This window comes from Micromonospora sp. IBHARD003 (assembly GCF_056106285.1).
In genome coordinates this window covers 1,646,358-1,661,755 of the sequence record NZ_JBWBBX010000001.1, presented here as the reverse complement: position 1 = coordinate 1,661,755, position 15,398 = coordinate 1,646,358, and the positions used below count along the sequence as shown (strand labels likewise).

Annotated in this window: 13 protein-coding genes; 7 read left to right on the top strand and 6 right to left on the bottom strand. The window is 71.4% G+C overall.

Features of this window, described 5'->3' with window-relative positions:
- Nucleotides 1–288: 288 nt before the first annotated feature.
- The 5 genes from ACTWOL_RS07335 to hmgA form a co-directional block, all read right to left on the bottom strand.
- The gene (locus tag ACTWOL_RS07335; RefSeq protein WP_474295561.1) at nucleotides 289–873 is read right to left on the bottom strand and encodes a hypothetical protein; all 585 of its coding nucleotides are present in this window, start codon (nucleotides 871–873) and stop codon (nucleotides 289–291) included.
- Nucleotides 874–1,024: 151 nt separating this feature from the next.
- The gene (locus tag ACTWOL_RS07330; RefSeq protein ID WP_474295559.1) at nucleotides 1,025–2,218 is read right to left on the bottom strand and encodes a CaiB/BaiF CoA transferase family protein; all 1,194 of its coding nucleotides are present in this window, start codon (nucleotides 2,216–2,218) and stop codon (nucleotides 1,025–1,027) included.
- A gap of 120 nt (nucleotides 2,219–2,338) precedes the next feature.
- Entirely contained in the window at nucleotides 2,339–3,505 is a 1,167-nt protein-coding gene (locus ACTWOL_RS07325; RefSeq protein ID WP_474295557.1) for a type ISP restriction/modification enzyme, read from the bottom strand.
- A gap of 7 nt (nucleotides 3,506–3,512) precedes the next feature.
- A complete protein-coding gene (locus ACTWOL_RS07320; protein WP_474295555.1) occupies nucleotides 3,513–4,262 on the bottom strand; it encodes a GntR family transcriptional regulator in 750 nt (249 codons plus the stop codon).
- Nucleotides 4,263–4,274: 12 nt separating this feature from the next.
- Nucleotides 4,275–5,618: a homogentisate 1,2-dioxygenase gene (gene hmgA, locus ACTWOL_RS07315; RefSeq protein WP_474295553.1), complete on the bottom strand. Its 1,344-nt coding sequence runs from the start codon at nucleotides 5,616–5,618 to the stop codon at nucleotides 4,275–4,277.
- Nucleotides 5,619–5,922: 304 nt separating this feature from the next.
- Here hmgA and ACTWOL_RS07310 point away from each other — a divergent pair, with 304 nt between their 5' ends.
- The 5 genes from ACTWOL_RS07310 (at nucleotide 5,923) to ACTWOL_RS07290 (ending at nucleotide 12,739) form a co-directional block, all read left to right on the top strand.
- Nucleotides 5,923–8,247 carry a molybdopterin-dependent oxidoreductase gene (locus ACTWOL_RS07310; RefSeq protein WP_474295550.1) on the top strand — a complete coding sequence of 775 codons (2,325 nt, stop codon included), beginning with the start codon at nucleotides 5,923–5,925 and terminating at the stop codon, nucleotides 8,245–8,247.
- Nucleotides 8,248–8,321: 74 nt separating this feature from the next.
- Complete coding sequence (locus ACTWOL_RS07305; protein WP_474295549.1) at nucleotides 8,322–8,726, top strand: hypothetical protein; 405 nt, start codon at nucleotides 8,322–8,324, stop codon at nucleotides 8,724–8,726.
- Between the two features lie 166 nt (nucleotides 8,727–8,892).
- A complete protein-coding gene (locus ACTWOL_RS07300) occupies nucleotides 8,893–10,284 on the top strand; it encodes an aldehyde dehydrogenase family protein (protein ID WP_474295546.1) in 1,392 nt (463 codons plus the stop codon).
- A gap of 21 nt (nucleotides 10,285–10,305) precedes the next feature.
- Nucleotides 10,306–11,385: a Zn-dependent alcohol dehydrogenase gene (locus tag ACTWOL_RS07295; RefSeq protein ID WP_474295544.1), complete on the top strand. Its 1,080-nt coding sequence runs from the start codon at nucleotides 10,306–10,308 to the stop codon at nucleotides 11,383–11,385.
- A gap of 499 nt (nucleotides 11,386–11,884) precedes the next feature.
- Complete coding sequence (locus ACTWOL_RS07290) at nucleotides 11,885–12,739, top strand: DUF3455 domain-containing protein (protein ID WP_474295542.1); 855 nt, start codon at nucleotides 11,885–11,887, stop codon at nucleotides 12,737–12,739.
- 215 nt (nucleotides 12,740–12,954) lie between these two features.
- Here ACTWOL_RS07290 and ACTWOL_RS07285 read toward each other — a convergent pair whose 3' ends face one another.
- Nucleotides 12,955–13,641, bottom strand: a complete 687-nt coding sequence (locus tag ACTWOL_RS07285) for a TetR/AcrR family transcriptional regulator (protein WP_474295540.1) — start codon at nucleotides 13,639–13,641, stop codon at nucleotides 12,955–12,957.
- Nucleotides 13,642–13,705: 64 nt separating this feature from the next.
- Here ACTWOL_RS07285 and ACTWOL_RS07280 point away from each other — a divergent pair, with 64 nt between their 5' ends.
- Both ACTWOL_RS07280 and ACTWOL_RS07275 read left to right on the top strand, forming a co-directional pair.
- On the top strand, nucleotides 13,706–14,857 hold the full coding sequence (locus tag ACTWOL_RS07280; RefSeq protein WP_474295537.1) for an acyl-CoA dehydrogenase family protein: 1,152 nt from the start codon (nucleotides 13,706–13,708) through the stop codon (nucleotides 14,855–14,857).
- A gap of 198 nt (nucleotides 14,858–15,055) precedes the next feature.
- Complete coding sequence (locus ACTWOL_RS07275; RefSeq protein ID WP_474295535.1) at nucleotides 15,056–15,343, top strand: YiaA/YiaB family inner membrane protein; 288 nt, start codon at nucleotides 15,056–15,058, stop codon at nucleotides 15,341–15,343.
- The last annotated feature ends 55 nt before the right edge of the window (nucleotides 15,344–15,398 follow it).

The window sequence follows — 15,398 nt, the reverse complement described above, 5'->3', positions numbered from 1 at the left end:
GGGGGTATCGCCGCAGGTCGGAGGCCGCTGCACAGAGCGTGACGCGATATGTCAGGGCGTTACGAGAGTCGGACCCGGCGTGGCGAAGAGCACGCGCAAACCTGGTCACTCCGGGCATCCCGTGGGTGCGCGGTGCGGGTTTTCCGGCCTTGAGGCGTGCCCGTCATGCGATCGGGGCAGCCGGATACTCCGTACGGTCGATGCTACGGGGCGTGGAGGGGGGGCCGGAAACCGGGTCCGGTGCCGCCCCGCGACCGGGGGCGGTGGTGCGCCGGCTCCCGGCGCCTTTCACGGGGTGACGGGCCAGACCAAGGGCTCGGCGTGGAAGCCGCGGCTGACCTCCACCGCGGCCACCTTCTGTCCCTGGGGGACGAGGAACGCGGTGCAGACCTTCTCGGACTTCCCCTCCGACAGGATCTTGCCGCTGTCGTAGCCGGGACAGTTCCGCCACTTCGCGGACCCAAAGAACACGAGGAGCGGCCGCGTACGGTAACCGCCGTCGGTCCGCACGATCAGGTCGTCGTCCATATGGCCGAGCTCCACCGGCTTCCCGCTCTTGTGGGTCAGCGTCGTCCAGACGAAGACCGGCACCTGTGGGCCGTCCTTCTCGTCCTTCTTCAGCCCGGAGTTGTCCATGTCGGCCTTCGTCCCGGTCTCCGCCTTCAGGGGGGTGACCGTGAAGGTGGCGCCGGACGAGGCCTTCATCGTGCTCTCCTGGGGCGGGCTCGCCTCACCGAGCCGGTAGGTGATCTTCTCCGCGGACGGCGACGCCGCCGGCGACGTGACCGCCTCCCATGTGCTGCACCCGCTCACCGTCACCGTCGCCGTCAGGACACCGGCCACCGCAGCAGCAACTCGAGCCCGTATACGCATGATTCCCCCGTGATCCTTCTTGATCGTCGGAGGCAGCGTACCCGTCGCCACTGGCATCGCCCGACCGGCCCGAAGGTCCTGACGCCGTGCGCGGGCGCCGATGCCGTGTCGGAGAAGGAGCGGCGTTCGCCGCGGCTGCTCCCGCCGCCGGTCAGGCCACCACGCCGTCCCTGCGCAGCTCCGCGATGTCGTCGGGACCCAGTCCCGCCTCCCGCAGCAGTGCGTCCGTGTGTGCGCCGAGCGCCGGGATCGCCCCCATCCGCGCCTCGGGACCGCCCGGCAGGGTGATCGGGGGCAGCAGCGCACGCAGCGGACCCGCGGGGGAGGGGACCTCGCGCCAGCGGGAGCGGGCCGCCAGCTGGGGGTGGTTCGCCAGATCGGTGACCGAGTTGAGACGGGCGCAGGCGATACCGGCCGCCTCGAGGCGGGTGACGGCCTCGTCGGTGCCGAGACGAGCCAGCGCCTCGCCCACCACCGCATCGGTCTTCGCCCGGTTCGCCGTACGCGCCGTGTTCGTCGCGAAGGGCGCGTCCTCGCCCAATTCCGGGCGGACCAGCACCTGCTCCGCGAGCCGCCGCCACTCGCGGTCGTTCTGCACCGACAGCAGCACCTGGCCGCCGTCCGCCGTGGCGTAGGCGTCGTACGGCGCGATCACGGCGTGCGCGACGCCGGTTCGCGCCGGGGGAGTGCCCCCGTGCATGCCGTGGTGCAGCGGATGCCCCATCCACTCCGCCAGCGATTCCAGCATTGAGATCTCCACCGGCCCGCCGAGCCCTGTCGTCGCGCGTCGCAGCAGAGCGGCGAGAACCCCCGAGAACGCGTACATCGCCGCGGCGACGTCCGCCGCCGGAATGCCCGCCTTCACCGGCTGTTCCGGTGTCCCGGTCACGGACACCAGCCCCGACTCGCACTGCACGAGCATGTCGTAGGCCCGCTTGTGGGCGTACGGCCCGTCCGGCCCGTATCCGGAGATGTCGACGGCCACGAGCCGCGGGAACTCGGCGCACAGGCCGGCGGCGTCCAGTCCGAGCCGTGCCGCGGCACCCTGGGCGAGGTTCTGCACGAACACATCGGCGCCCGCGATCAGCCGGCGCACCACGGCGATCCCCCGCGGATCCTTCAGATCGACCGCGAGCGACTCCTTGCCGCGATTGCACCAGACGAAATGCGAGGCGAGTCCGAGGGCCGCGGTGTCGTAGGCGCGGGCGAAGTCACCGCCGTCCGGCCGCTCGATCTTGATCACCCGGGCACCGAGGTCCGCGAGCTGACGGGTCGCGAACGGAGCCGACACGGCCTGTTCGACGGCGACGACGGTGATGCCTTCGAGGGGCAGCGGCTGGCTCATGGGAGCCGTACTACCGTGTACCGGCCACGTTTGTCATCCCGGGGCGGTACGGGCAGATCGGTACGGGCGAATCGGCAGGGGCGAATCGGTACACGGCGCACTCCCACGGCCCGGTGCGCATCAGATCAGCGCGAACTGCCCCTCCGGTCCCTCCTCGTGGTGGTCGAGCACCGACGCGGGCCGCCGGGCCGCGCCGGGCAGCGGCGGCAGATCCGGATCGGCCGGCTCCGTCGCCGCGATCGCGCGCGCCAGTTCCTCCACCGGGACCTCCAGCCGGCCCAGCAGGGCCAGCACGGTGATGAGTTCGAGCAGCTGAGAGGTCCATTCCTGGGGCCAGGCGGCGGGGCGGATCGCCTCCAGTGTGCCGGGCTCACCCGCGTGGGCACGCCGCTCGAACCAGTGCTCCAGCACCCGCACCCCGGTCACCGTGAAGTCCCAGGCCTCCGCGGGGACCGGCGAGATCCGCCCCTCGCCGACCAGCAGGGCCTCCTCATCGGCGTCGTATGCCATGCCGTGCGGCCGCTCCGGCAGAGATGCCCGCACATAGGGCCGGCGGCCCCCGGGCAGCCTGGGCCGCTCGCCACCCCGGGCGCCCCTGAGCTGGATCTCCACCAGGCTTCGTCCCAGCCGCACACCGTCCGCCCACACCCCGGGGTCCGAGGTGAACGGCACGACACACCCCAGGGCCGACGGCTGTCCCGCGGCGGTGATCCAGGCGAACACGTCCTCCGGGGTGACCCCGTGGCCGTAGCGCGCGCTCAGTGCCTCCAGCACTCCCGGCGCGAGATTGGGCTCGATCCCGCCCGGCCGCCGGTACAGGGGGCGTATCCGTCCGGGCCGGCCGGCCGGGGAACGGCCTCCGGGAAGGGACCGCGACACCAGGAGGGCGGGGCCCGCGCTCCCCGGCACATGCCCCAGCTCGTGGACGAAGAGCTGCCGCTCGTCCGCGACCCGCCACAACTCCGGCCGGGCGACGTCGATGAGCCGGTGGTCGGGGATGATCCACTGCTCGTCGAAGGGCCCGTGCACGATCAGGACGGGCTCGGGGCAGGGGCCGTCCTCCCTGGCGAGTCTCCCCGTCCCGGTGGACTGTCCGGGCAGGGCGGCGACGCCGCTGTGCAGCGTCCGCGCCCGTGTTTCCCGGAAGATCGCCCCGCGGCCGGCTCCGTCGGCCCGCATCAGCGCGTCCCAGCGGGCCCGCAGGGTGCGGACGTCCGGGGCCACCACCCAGCCGCGGCCCAGCCGGAGCGGTCCGGCGGACCAGGGCATCAGATCGTCCAGCAGCATGCGGCGATCACTCCGCCTCGACGGTCACCGAGAACGAGAACCGGTCCCCCCGGTACCGGATGCGCGCCACATCCACCACCCGCCCCTCCTCGTCGTACGTCACCCCGGTGTAGTGCAGGATCGGCGACAGCAGCGGCACCTGGAGCAGCTCGGCCGTCTCCGGATCGGCGAGCCTCGCCTCCACCGTGTCCGTGATCCGGCTGATCCTTACCCCCACGACGTCCCGCAGCACCTTCGTCATCGGCCAGCGCTCGAGGTCCCCGACGTCGAGCGCCGCCGCGATGTCGGTCCGTACCGCGTTCTCCGCCCAGTTCGTCGGCTCACCGCTGTCCCCGTCGCAGCGGAGCCTCCGGTACGTGACGACCTCGTCCACGTCCGTGAAGTACTCGGCGAGTTCCACGGGCACGGCCGATGGCCCGTGGCCGAGGACCGTGGTCCGCTCGCCCGACTGCTGGGCAACGATCGCGTCGATCGAGCCCAGCAGTCTGCGCGGTGCGCTGCGCCTCGCACCCGGCTCGATGAACGTGCCGCGCCGGCGGTGCCGGCTGATCAGACCCTCGGTCTCCAGCTCCTTCAGCGCCTGCCGCATCGTCAGCACGCTCACACCGTAGTGTTCGGCGAGCTGCTCCTCGGTGGGGAGCCGCAGCGAATCGTGCGGCCCGCGCCCCAGTATCGAGGCGCGCAGCGACTGCGAGACCTGGTACCACAACGGCAGCTTGCGGTTCAGGACGAGCGAGTCTGGGGCGAAGGCGGTCACTGCATCTCCGTACTACGGCCGGAAGTGGCGCTCAAGACCCTGCCACACGTTGTCGTACCCCTCTTGCAGATGCCCGGCGGTCGCCGCCTGCTCCGTCGCGGTCACCGGCCAGCGCGTCTCGAACATGAACGCAAGGCCGTCGTCGATCTTCTGCGGCTTCAGCTCGGCGGCGCTCGCCCTGTCGAAGGTCTCCCGGTCGGGTCCGTGCGCCGACATCATGTTGTGCAGCGAACCGCCGCCGGGGACGAAGCCGCCCTCACCCGCGGTCTTGGCGTCGTAGGCGCCCTCGATCAGGCCCATGTACTCGCTCATCACATTGCGGTGGAAGTACGGCGGGCGGAAGGTGTCCTCGCCGACCAGCCAGCGCGGCGCGAAGACCACGAAGTCCACCCCCGCGAGCCCCGGGGTGTCCGTCGGCGCGGTGAGCACGGTGAAGATCGACGGATCGGGGTGGTCGTAGGAGATGGTGCCGATCACGTTGAAGCGGCGCAGATCGTAGACGTACGGCACATGGTTGCCGTGCCAGGCCACCACATCGAGCGGCGAGTGGTCGTAGGTGGCCGCCCAGAGATTGCCGCAGAACTTGTTGACGACCTCCACCGCGCCCTCGACGTCCTCGTACGCGGCGGCAGGGGCCCGGAAGTCCCGTGCGTTCGCCAGGCCGTTGGCCCCGATCGGGCCCAGGTCGGGAAGCTGGAACGGCGCACCGTAGTTCTCGCACACATAACCGCGGGCCGTGTCGTCGAGGAGCTCGACCCGGAAGCGCACGCCGCGCGGGATCAGCGCCACCTCGCCCGGACGTGCCGCCAGCAGCCCCAGCTCGGTGCGCAGCAGCAGTCCGCCGTGCTCGGGTACGATCAGCAGCTCGCCGTCGGCGTCGCTGAACACACGACGCTCCATCGAGGCGTTGGCGTGGTAGAGGTGCACGGCCATCCCGGTGCGCTGGGCGGCGTCGCCGTTGCCGCCGAGGGTCCACAGCCCGGCCAGCCAGTCCGTGCCGGGCGCGGGCTCCGGCAGCGGGTTCCAGCGGAGCCGGTTGGGGTCCGGCACGGTCTCCGTGAAGGGCGCGGAGCGTACACCGCGGTTGTCGACGCGGACGAACGGCGGATGCGCCGCGGAGGGCCGGATCCGGTAGAGCCAGGAGCGCCGGTTGTGGGCGCGCGGCTCGGTGAAGGCGGAGCCGCTGAGCTGCTCGGCGTAGAGGCCGAGCGGTGCGCGCTGTGGCGAGTTCCGTCCCAGCGGCAGTGCGCCCGGTACGGCCTCGGAGCTGTGTTCGTTGCCGAAGCCCGACAGGTACTCCAGCCCTTCGGCGGTCTTCCTGGCCTGCTCGAGGCCGGCCGTCCCGTTGCCGCTCATGCGCACTCCCGATCCGTCCACCAATGAATCCTATGCTTGACAGTAGGATTCTGTGGTGGTTCACGTCAACGGCATCGTGGGCCGACACGGGGCGCGGTGTCGTGGCCGACGGCTGTTGTGCCCCTCCATGCCGCCGGCGAGGGCGACCGGTCGGGGGGCCGGTCGCCCTCGCCGGTCCGCGGGACGGGTCCGTGGACCGGGACGTGACGGCCCCGGGCGATGACCCCTCCCCGTCATGCGTACCGGTCGGTATGCTCGGCGGTCCTCGCGCGCCACCGCTGCAGCCGCCCACGGGAGGGCCCTCATGCCAGGAACCGACGCCACCCGCACCGCCCTCCGGATCTGCCCGCTCTGCGAGGCCACCTGCGGACTGACGCTCACGATCGAGGGCAGCCGCGTCACCGGCGCGCGCGGAGACCGGGACGACGTCTTCAGCCAGGGCTTCCTCTGCCCCAAGGGCGCCGCGTTCGGCGAGCTCGACGCCGACCCCGACCGGCTGCGCACACCCCTGGTGCGCGACGGCTCCGGGGAGCTGCGCGAGGCCACCTGGACCGAGGCCTTCGACGTCATCGCCGCCCGCATACGCCCGCTGATCGAGGAGCACGGACCGAACGCCGTCGGTGTCGTCCTCGGCAACCCGAACGTGCACACCATGGCCGGCGGGCTCTATCCGCCGGTCCTGCTCTCGACCCTGCGCACCCCCAACATCTTCACCGCATCCACCCTCGACCAGATGCCCAAGCACGTCTCCAGCGGACTGCTCTTCGGCAGCGCGACCGCCATACCCGTCCCCGACCTGGACCACACCGGCCATCTGCTGCTGCTCGGTGCCAACCCGCTCGAGTCCAACGGCAGCCTGTGCACCGCACCCGACTTCCCCGGCAAGCTCAAGGCACTGCGCCGCCGGGGAGGGAGCCTCACCGTCGTGGACCCGCGGCGTACCCGCACCGCCGCACTCGCCGACCGCCATGTGGCCATCCGCCCCGGCACAGACGCCCTGCTGCTCGCCGCCCTCGCGCACGTCCTGTTCGAGGAGGGGCTCACGGACCTCGGGGAGCTCGCCGGGCAGGTGGAGGGCGTGGACGACGTCAGGGACGCCGTACGGGACTTCACCCCCGAAGCCGTCGCCGCGGTCTGTGACGTGGAGGCCGCCGAGATCCGTGCCATGGCGCGCGAACTGGCCGCGGCCCCTGCCGCCGCCGTGTACGGACGGATCGGCAGCTGCACCGTCGAGCACGGCACCCTGGCCAGCTGGCTCGTCGACGTCCTCAACGTCGTCACCGGAAACCTCGACCGGCCCGGCGGTGCGCTCTTCCCGCTCTCCGCCACCGAGCGGGCACCCCGCCCCTGGGCGAGCCACCGGGACGGGCAGCCGCAACCCGGCAAGGGCTTCGCACTCGGCCGGTGGAGCAGCAGGGTGAGCGGTCACCCCGAGGCCAAGGGCGAACTGCCCGTCGCCGCACTGGCCGAGGAGATCGAGACACCCGGCGAGGGGCGGATCCGGGTCCTGATCGCGATCGCCGCCAACCCCGTGCTCTCCGCGCCGGACGGCGACCGGCTGGACCGTGCCCTGGGCGACCTCGACTTCATGGTCAGCGTCGACCCGTATCTGAACGAGACCTCCCGCCACGCGGATGTCGTCCTGCCCCCACCGCCCCCGTCCCGCAGCGCACACTTCGATTTCGCGTTCAACGCGTTCGCCGTACGCAACCAGGCCCGCTATACACCCGCCGCCGTCCCGCTCGACCCGGGCGCGATGGACGAGTGCGAGATCCACGCACGGCTGATCCTCGCCGTGGGCGGTATGCACGGGGCCGATCCGGCGGCGGTCGACGAGATGGTCATCGAAGGCGCGCTGGCCAGGGCGGTCGCCGACCCGCACTCACCGGTGTGCGGGCAGGACCCCAAGGAGCTGGCCGGCCGGCTGACCGGCCGCACGGGGCCCGAGCGCCGACTGGACATGATGCTGCGCCTCGGGGCGTACGACCTCACGCTGGACGAGCTGCTCGCCCGGCCGCACGGCGTCGATCTGGGCCCCCTGCGACCCCGGCTCGGCCAGGTGCTCAAGACCCGCAGCGGACGCGTCGAGTTGCTGCCGGAGCCCATCGCCGCCGATCTGCCGAGACTGCGCCGCGCCCTGGGCGAGCGGCGAGAGGGGCTCGTCCTGGTCGGCCGTCGCCATCTGCGCTCCAACAACAGCTGGCTGCACAACCTCCCCGCCCTGAACGGTGGTTCCAACCGCTGCACCCTCCAGATCCACCCGGACGACGCCGCCCGGCTCGGACTCCACGACGGGGACACGGCCTTGATCGGGGCGGACGGGGGACGGCTGGAGGCGCCCGTCGAGATCACCGACAGCGTGCGCACCGGAGTGGTGAGCCTTCCGCACGGCTGGGGGCACGACCGCTCCGGCACCCGTATGTCCGTGGCGGCGGCACGGCCCGGAGTGAACGTCAATCAACTCCTTGACGGCTCACTGCTGGACCCGCTGTCGGGCACGGCCGTGCTCAACGGCTTCCCCGTGGACGTCGTCGCCGTCCGCGGCGCGGACTCGGACTGCGGGACGGGCCCCGAACGGGCGTTCCCGCGCGGTGAACACGACGCCGTGCCGGCGCGTACTAGTGGCTGACCGCGTCCGGCGGGGCGCGGCGACACCTCACTGCGGTGCGGTGACACGTCTCCGCGCGAACGACAGGAGCGGCAATGACTGATGGTGACGGGCCGATCATCCACGGACTTCCGGACGGTGGGGCGGAATTGTCCGTCGTTCTCCGGCTGCGCTGGGACGATGTGGCCGCACTCGGCCGTGAGGCCAGCCGGCTGGCAGAGCAGCGGGGGGCGCCGGTGAGCCTGGACGAGGCCGCCAGCCACCGTCTGCGCACCTGGTCGTCGGTCGCGAAGGCGCCGGAAGAGAAGTCCCAGACGGCTCCGGCCCCTCAGCCCGCGCCCACCGCGGCCGCGATCTCGGCGTCGCCGACGACCGACCGGTCCCGCGTCCAGGTGGGAACGATGAGCGAGGCGGCCCGGGTCGCCTCGATCCCGCCCCCCGCGGCCGCCCGCCAGGTTCAGTCGGTGGCCCCGACGGCGGCCGGTCAGACACCGGCCTGACACGGCTCCTCTCCAGAGCACCCCACCCCGCTACAGGAAGGAGCGGGGTGGGGGGAGAATCACAGGGCCGGAGCCGCAGGGCCACCCTGGCGCCGGAAAACTAACACCGCTAGTTTGGGCATCGGATCAACCGGCACTGCCGAGCCATGCCCGAAGGAGACAGCGGATGAAGGCCCACGACGGGATGTACATCGGCGGCACCTGGCGGCCGGCCGCCGGTGCCGGCACCATCGCGGTGGTGAACCCGGCGGACGAGCAGGTCATCGCGCATGTCCCGGCCGGTACGGCGCAGGACGTGGACGCGGCCGTGCGCGCAGCCCGCGACGCCTTTCCCGCCTGGGCCGCCACCCCTCACGCCGAGCGCGCGGCCTTTGTCACCGCGCTCCGCGACGCGCTGGCCGCCCGTAAGGACGAGATCGCCGAGACCGTCACCGCCGAGCTCGGCGCACCCGCACAGCTCGCCCAGACCGTCCACGCCGGGCTGCCGATCCTGGTAGCCGGCGCGTACGCGGAGCTCGCGGCCTCGTACTCCTTCGAGGAGCAGGTCGGCAACTCCACCGTCCTGCTGGAGCCGGTGGGCGTCGTCGGCGCCATCACCCCCTGGAACTACCCGCTCCACCAGATCGTCGCCAAGGTCGCCCCGGCGCTGGCCGCCGGCTGCACCGTTGTGCTCAAGCCCGCCGAGGACACCCCGCTGACCGCCCAGCTGTTCGCCGAGGCCGTCCACGATGCGGGTCTGCCCGCAGGGGTGTTCAACCTGGTCACCGGGCTCGGCCCGGTCGCCGGACAGGCCCTCGCCGAACATCCGGGAGTGGACCTGGTCTCCTTCACTGGTTCCACCGCCGTCGGCCGGCAGATCGGCGCGACCGCGGGCGCGGCCGTCAAGCGCGTCGCGCTGGAGCTCGGCGGCAAGTCCGCCAATGTGATCCTGCCCGGCGCGGATCTGGCCCGCGCCGTGAACGTCGGCGTCGCCAACGTCATGTCCAACTCCGGCCAGACGTGCAGCGCCTGGACCCGGATGCTGGTGCACACCGACCGGTACGACGAGGCCGTCGCGCTGGCCGCCGAAGCCGTCGTCAAGTACGTACCCGGCGAGCGCATCGGGCCGCTCGTCAGCGAGAAGCAGCGGCAGCGCGTCCTCGGCTACATCGAGCGGGGCATCGCCGAGGGCGCCCGCGTCGTCGCCGGCGGCCCCGAGTCCCCGCGGGAGACCGGCTACTTCGTCGCCCCGACCGTCTTCGCCGACGTCACGCCCGAGATGACGATCGCCCAGGAGGAGATCTTCGGCCCCGTCGTCTCTATCCTGCGGTACGAGGACGAGGACGACGCCCTGCGGATCGCGAACGGCACCGTGTACGGGCTGGGGGGCGCCGTCTGGGGTGAAAGGGACGAGGCCGTCGCCTTCGCCCGGCGTATGGACACCGGACAGGTCGACATCAACGGAGGCCGCTTCAACCCCCTGGCGCCGTTCGGCGGTTACAAGCAGTCGGGCGTCGGCCGCGAGCTCGGCTCGCACGGCCTCGCCGAGTACCTCCAGACCAAGTCCCTGCAGTTCTGAGAGCTCCGAGGAGTGTCCAGCGTGATCCGCGCCGCCGTCCTGCCCGCCATCGGCTCCCCTCTGGAGATCACCGGGATCGAACTCCCCGAGCCCGGCCCCGGCCAGGTGAGGGTACGCATCGCCGCCGCAGGGGTCTGCCATTCCGATCTGTCCCTGTCCAACGGGACCATGCGGGTGCCCGTCCCCGCCGTACTGGGGCATGAAGGAGCGGGCACGGTCGTGTCCGTGGGCGAAGGCGTCACCCATGTCGCGCCCGGCGACGGCGTCGTCCTCAACTGGGCGCCGTCCTGCGGGAAGTGCCACCACTGCTCGATCGGCGAGGTCTGGCTCTGCGCCGACGCCCTCACCGGGGCGGGCAGGGTGCACGCCGTGGCCGAGGACGGCAGGGAGCTCCACCCCGGCCTCAATGTCGCCGCGTTCGCGGAGGAGACCGTCGTCGCGGCCAACTGTGTCCTGCCGGTCCCGGACGGTGTCCCGCTCACCGAAGCCGCGCTCCTCGGCTGCGCGGTCCTCACCGGCTACGGCGCCGTCCACCACAGCGCGCGCGTCCGTGAGGGCGAGTCCGTGGTCGTCTTCGGTGTCGGCGGCGTCGGACTCGCCACCCTCCAGTCCGCCCGGATCGCCGGTGCGTCCACGATCGTCGCCGTCGACGTCTCTCCGGAGAAGGAGGGACTGGCCCGCAGCGCCGGTGCCACCGACTACGTCGTCGCCTCCGGCACCACGGCGCGTGAGGTCCGTAAGCTGACCGGTGGTCAAGGGGCGGACGTGGCCGTCGAGTGCGTCGGCCGTGCCGAGACCATCCGTACCGCCTGGGACTCGACCAGGCGCGGCGGCCGTACGACCGTCGTCGGCATCGGCGGCAAGGACCAGCAGGTCACCTTCAACGCCCTGGAGATCTTCCACTGGGGCCGCACGCTCTCGGGCTGTGTGTACGGCAATTCCGACCCGGCGCGCGATCTCCCGGTGCTGGCGGAGCACGTCCGCGCGGGGCGGCTGGACCTGGGCGCGCTGGTCACCGAGCGGATCGGCCTGGACGGCATCCCGGCCGCCTTCGACAACATGATCGCGGGGCGGGGCGCCAGGGCGCTGGTCGTGCTCTGACGAAGTCCCGTGCTCCGTAAGGGACTCGGCGCGGCACGGCCGCGTACCAGCCAGTGCCTCCTCCTGGCGCACGCGCCTGAGATTGGCGGGTTCGTGCTGCAGCGTGATCGGCCCCCCTCGAGCGACCGCCCGTCAGCACGGTGACAACGGCAGCTCCGAGGGGAAGCCCTTCACTGCCCGCATACGCCGTGACCTGCGCTTTTCCCTGGTGTGCAGCGGAGTTGGAGGCGTCCGTCATCCGCTTCTCCCGGTGGGGAGCGAAAAAAACCGGATGTGGCGCGAAAAAACTGTCCGGCGGCTGAGTGTCTGGAAAGCGCGGTGCGTACATAAGGTCGCCCAGCGGATCTCCGGGGCCGGGCATGGGGGGCGGCGAGCACTTCTGGAACCGGGTGGTGTGCTCGCGGTTCGCACAGCAACTCGGCACGGAGATCCACGTCAACGGTGGAGAAGGCAAACGGTCGGCCTCTCTTCATTCATGATGATCGAGATAAGGATCAGAATGTCCCGTAGAAGGACCGCTACAACCAAGAAGAAGCTCGTCTGGCTGGTCGCCGGCGCCGGCCTGGTCACCGGCGGCTTTGTCGTGGCAACCAGTGCAGGCTTCGCGGCCCAGGAGGGGGCGGCGGCGGGCGCCTCCCAGGGGACCGGCGAGCGCAGCTTCCGGGCGTCCGTAGTCTCCGGCGTGCAGATCTATGCCTGCACCAAGCAGGCCGACGGCACCTTCGCCTTCACCCAGCGCGGGGTCCGTGCCACGCTCCAGGGTGGCATCAAGCATTCCTTCGTCAACCCGAACTCCGGACCGCCGCAGTGGATCGCCCGCGACGGAAGCGCCGTGACGGGCAGCGTGGTCACCAAGACGCCGCGCGCCCCGGGCAACATCCCGGAGCTGGAACTGAAGGCCACCCAGAGCGGCCGGGCGACCGGCAAGCTGTCCAAGGTGGTGAAGATCCTCCGCGTGAACACCAAGGGCGGTGTCGCCCCGGCCGGAGCCTGCGACCCCAGGAGGACCCCTACCAAGGAGGTCAAGTACGGCGCTGACTACGTGTTCATCAGCCAGCGCGGCACCGCACCGACGCCTCCGGCCGAGTCCACACCCGCGCCTACGCCTCCGGCCGAGTCCACACCCGCACCCACGCCTCCGGGCGATTCGACCTCCGGTGGTTCGACGGGCGATTCGACCTCCGGTGGTTCGACGGGTGGCTCGACTTCGGGTGGTTCGACGGGTGGCTCGACCCCGGGTTACGGGTCGCCGGGCGATTCGGCCTCGGGCGGCTCGGCTTCCGGTGACGGCTCGACGGGCGGTTCGGCCCCGAGTGACGGCTCGACCTCGGGCGGCTCGGCGGGGACCGGCTGAAGGACACATCTGAGATAACGTTGTCAGCTTTCCGGGATAACGTTGCCAGCGCCGCCATTGAGACAACGTTGCCGGTTGACGTGGCGGCCCTGTGAGGGTGTGGCCGGCGGTTCGGTCGGGGCGGCGTGGACGTCGCCGCCCCGGCCGTCCGGCGGGAGGGCAGGGATCCGAGCCCGCATCAGGTCCTCGGGTGCCATGACCTCAGAGTGGCGCGATTACGGTTCGGCGGTGGCCGAAGGGTCGTGGCACCGGTCGGAGGGGAGGTCATGGCACCCGCGGAACTGCAGCACCAGCCCGTCCAGCAGTGCCCGCAGCCCCGTCTCGAACGCGCCTTCGTCGACCTGTTCCTGCCGGTCGGCGAGCAGATGGGCCTGGCCGAGGTGAGGGTAGTCGGCCGGATCGTAGGCGGTCTCGTCGTCGACGAAGCCGCGGGCGAAGGACCCGAGCGCGGAGCCGGTGATGAAGTACCGCATCAGCGCACCGATATGGGTGGCGCGGGCGGCCGGCCAGCCTGCCCGGACCATCGCGCCGAACACGGTGTCGGCGACCTTCAGCCCAGCGGGGCGCCGTCCTGGGCCGCGGGCGAGAACCGGGACGATGTTGGGGTGCGCCGTGAGGGCCGCGCGATAGGAGACGGCCCAGTCGTGCAGCGCCGTGCGCCAGTCCCTGCCGTCCGTCTCGTCGAACATCGACAGATCGACCTTGGCGCTGACGGCATCGGCCACCGCGTCCAGGATCTCGTCCTTGTTGCGGAAGTGGTTGTAGAGGGACGGGCCGCTCACCCCCAGTTCCGCGGCGAGCCGTCGGGTGGAGACCGCGTCCAGGCCCTCCGCGTCCACCAGCGCGCTCGCCGTGCCGACGATGCGTTCTCTGCTGAGGAGGGGCTTGCGCGGTCGGGCCATGCGGCACATAGTAGGCCCTGCCGAACAGAAACTAGCAGTGTTAGTTAAAAGTGGGGAGTGCCCGGTGAACCTGGAGCTCGGCGAGGAGCACAAGGCCGTCCGGCAGCTCGCCCGCGACTTCGTGGAACGCGAGGTCACCCCGCACGCCGCCGCGTGGGACCGCGCGGAGAACGTCGACCGGGCGATCGTGAAGAAGCTGGGTTCGCTCGGTTTCCTCGGGCTCACGATCGACGAGCGGTACGGCGGTTCGGGCGGCGACCACCTGGCGTACTGCCTGGTCACCGAGGAGCTGGGCTGTGGCGACTCGTCCGTGCGCGGCATCGTCTCCGTATCCCTGGGGCTCGTCGCCAAGACGATCGCGTCCTGGGGCAGCGAGGAGCAGAAGCGGCACTGGATGCCACGGCTGACCGGCGGTGAGGCGCTCGGCTGCTTCGGCCTCACCGAGCCCGGCACCGGCTCCGATGCCGGCAACCTCGCCACCCGGGCCGTACGGGACGGCGACGGCTACGTCCTCAACGGCTCGAAGACGTTCATCACCAACGGCACCTGGGCCGATGTCGTCCTGCTCTTCGCACGGACCAACGGCACCCCGGGCCACAAGGGCATCTCCGCCTTCCTCGTCCCCGCCGACGCTCCCGGGCTCACCCGCCGCGCCATCCACGGCAAGCTCGGACTGCGCGGCCAGGCAACCGCGGAGCTGGTCCTCGAGGACGTCCGGATCCCGGCCGGGGCGATGCTCGGCCCCGAGGGGAAGGGCTTCTCGGTCGCCATGTCCGCGCTCGCCAAAGGGCGGATGTCGGTGGCCGCGGGCTGCGTCGGCGTTGCCCGGGCCGCACTGGAGGCCGCCGTCGGCTACGCGGGGGAGCGCGAGCAGTTCGGCAGGCCGATCGCCTCCTACCAGTTGGTGCAGGAGCTCATCAGCGACATCGCCGTGGACGTGGACGCGGCGCGGCTGCTGACCTGGCGGGTCGCCGATCTCGTCGACCGGGGAGAGGAGTTCGCCACCGCAGCCTCCAAGGCGAAGCTCTTCGCCTCCGAAGCGGCCGTCCGTGCCGCGAACAACGCCCTCCAGGTCTTCGGCGGCTACGGCTATATCGATGAGTACCCGGTGGGCAAACTGCTGCGCGACGCACGGGTGATGACGCTGTACGAAGGCACCAGCCAGATACAGAAGCTGATCATCGGCCGTGCGCTGACCGGGGTGTCCGCGTTCTGACCCCCGGGGGCCGGTGTCCCGGACGGTCCTGCACGGGCATCGGTGGGAGGCGCGGCGGCACCGGGGCGGCGACGGCGCGGGGGCGTGTGCACGGTCGCGGGTGCGGGGTGACCGGCGTACGCGGTGAGTATGCCTGAGCTCTCGGTCTGAGTAGGGGAGCGGATATGGCGCCCGTCACGCATCTTCGATGCTGGCTCCATGAGCGACTCGCAGATCAAACAGCAGAACACGGCGGCCTACTACGCCCAGTCCGCGATCTCCTTCGCCATCGCACTGGGCGCGGTGTCCATCGGCATCGTCAATCTGGACGCCGACGTCTGGGTCCGCGCCTTCCTCGGTATCGCCGTCCTCTACCTCACCACCTCTTCCTTCACCCTGGCCAAGGTCATCAGGGACAAGCAGGAGGCCGGTCAGATCGTGAGCCGGGTGGATCAGGCCAGGCTGGAGAAGCTGCTGGCCGAGCACGACCCGTTCCAGAAGCTGTGAGCGAGTTCTAAGCGCTTGCTCAGGTTCGGGGTATGGTGTTCGTCCTGTCAGAAGA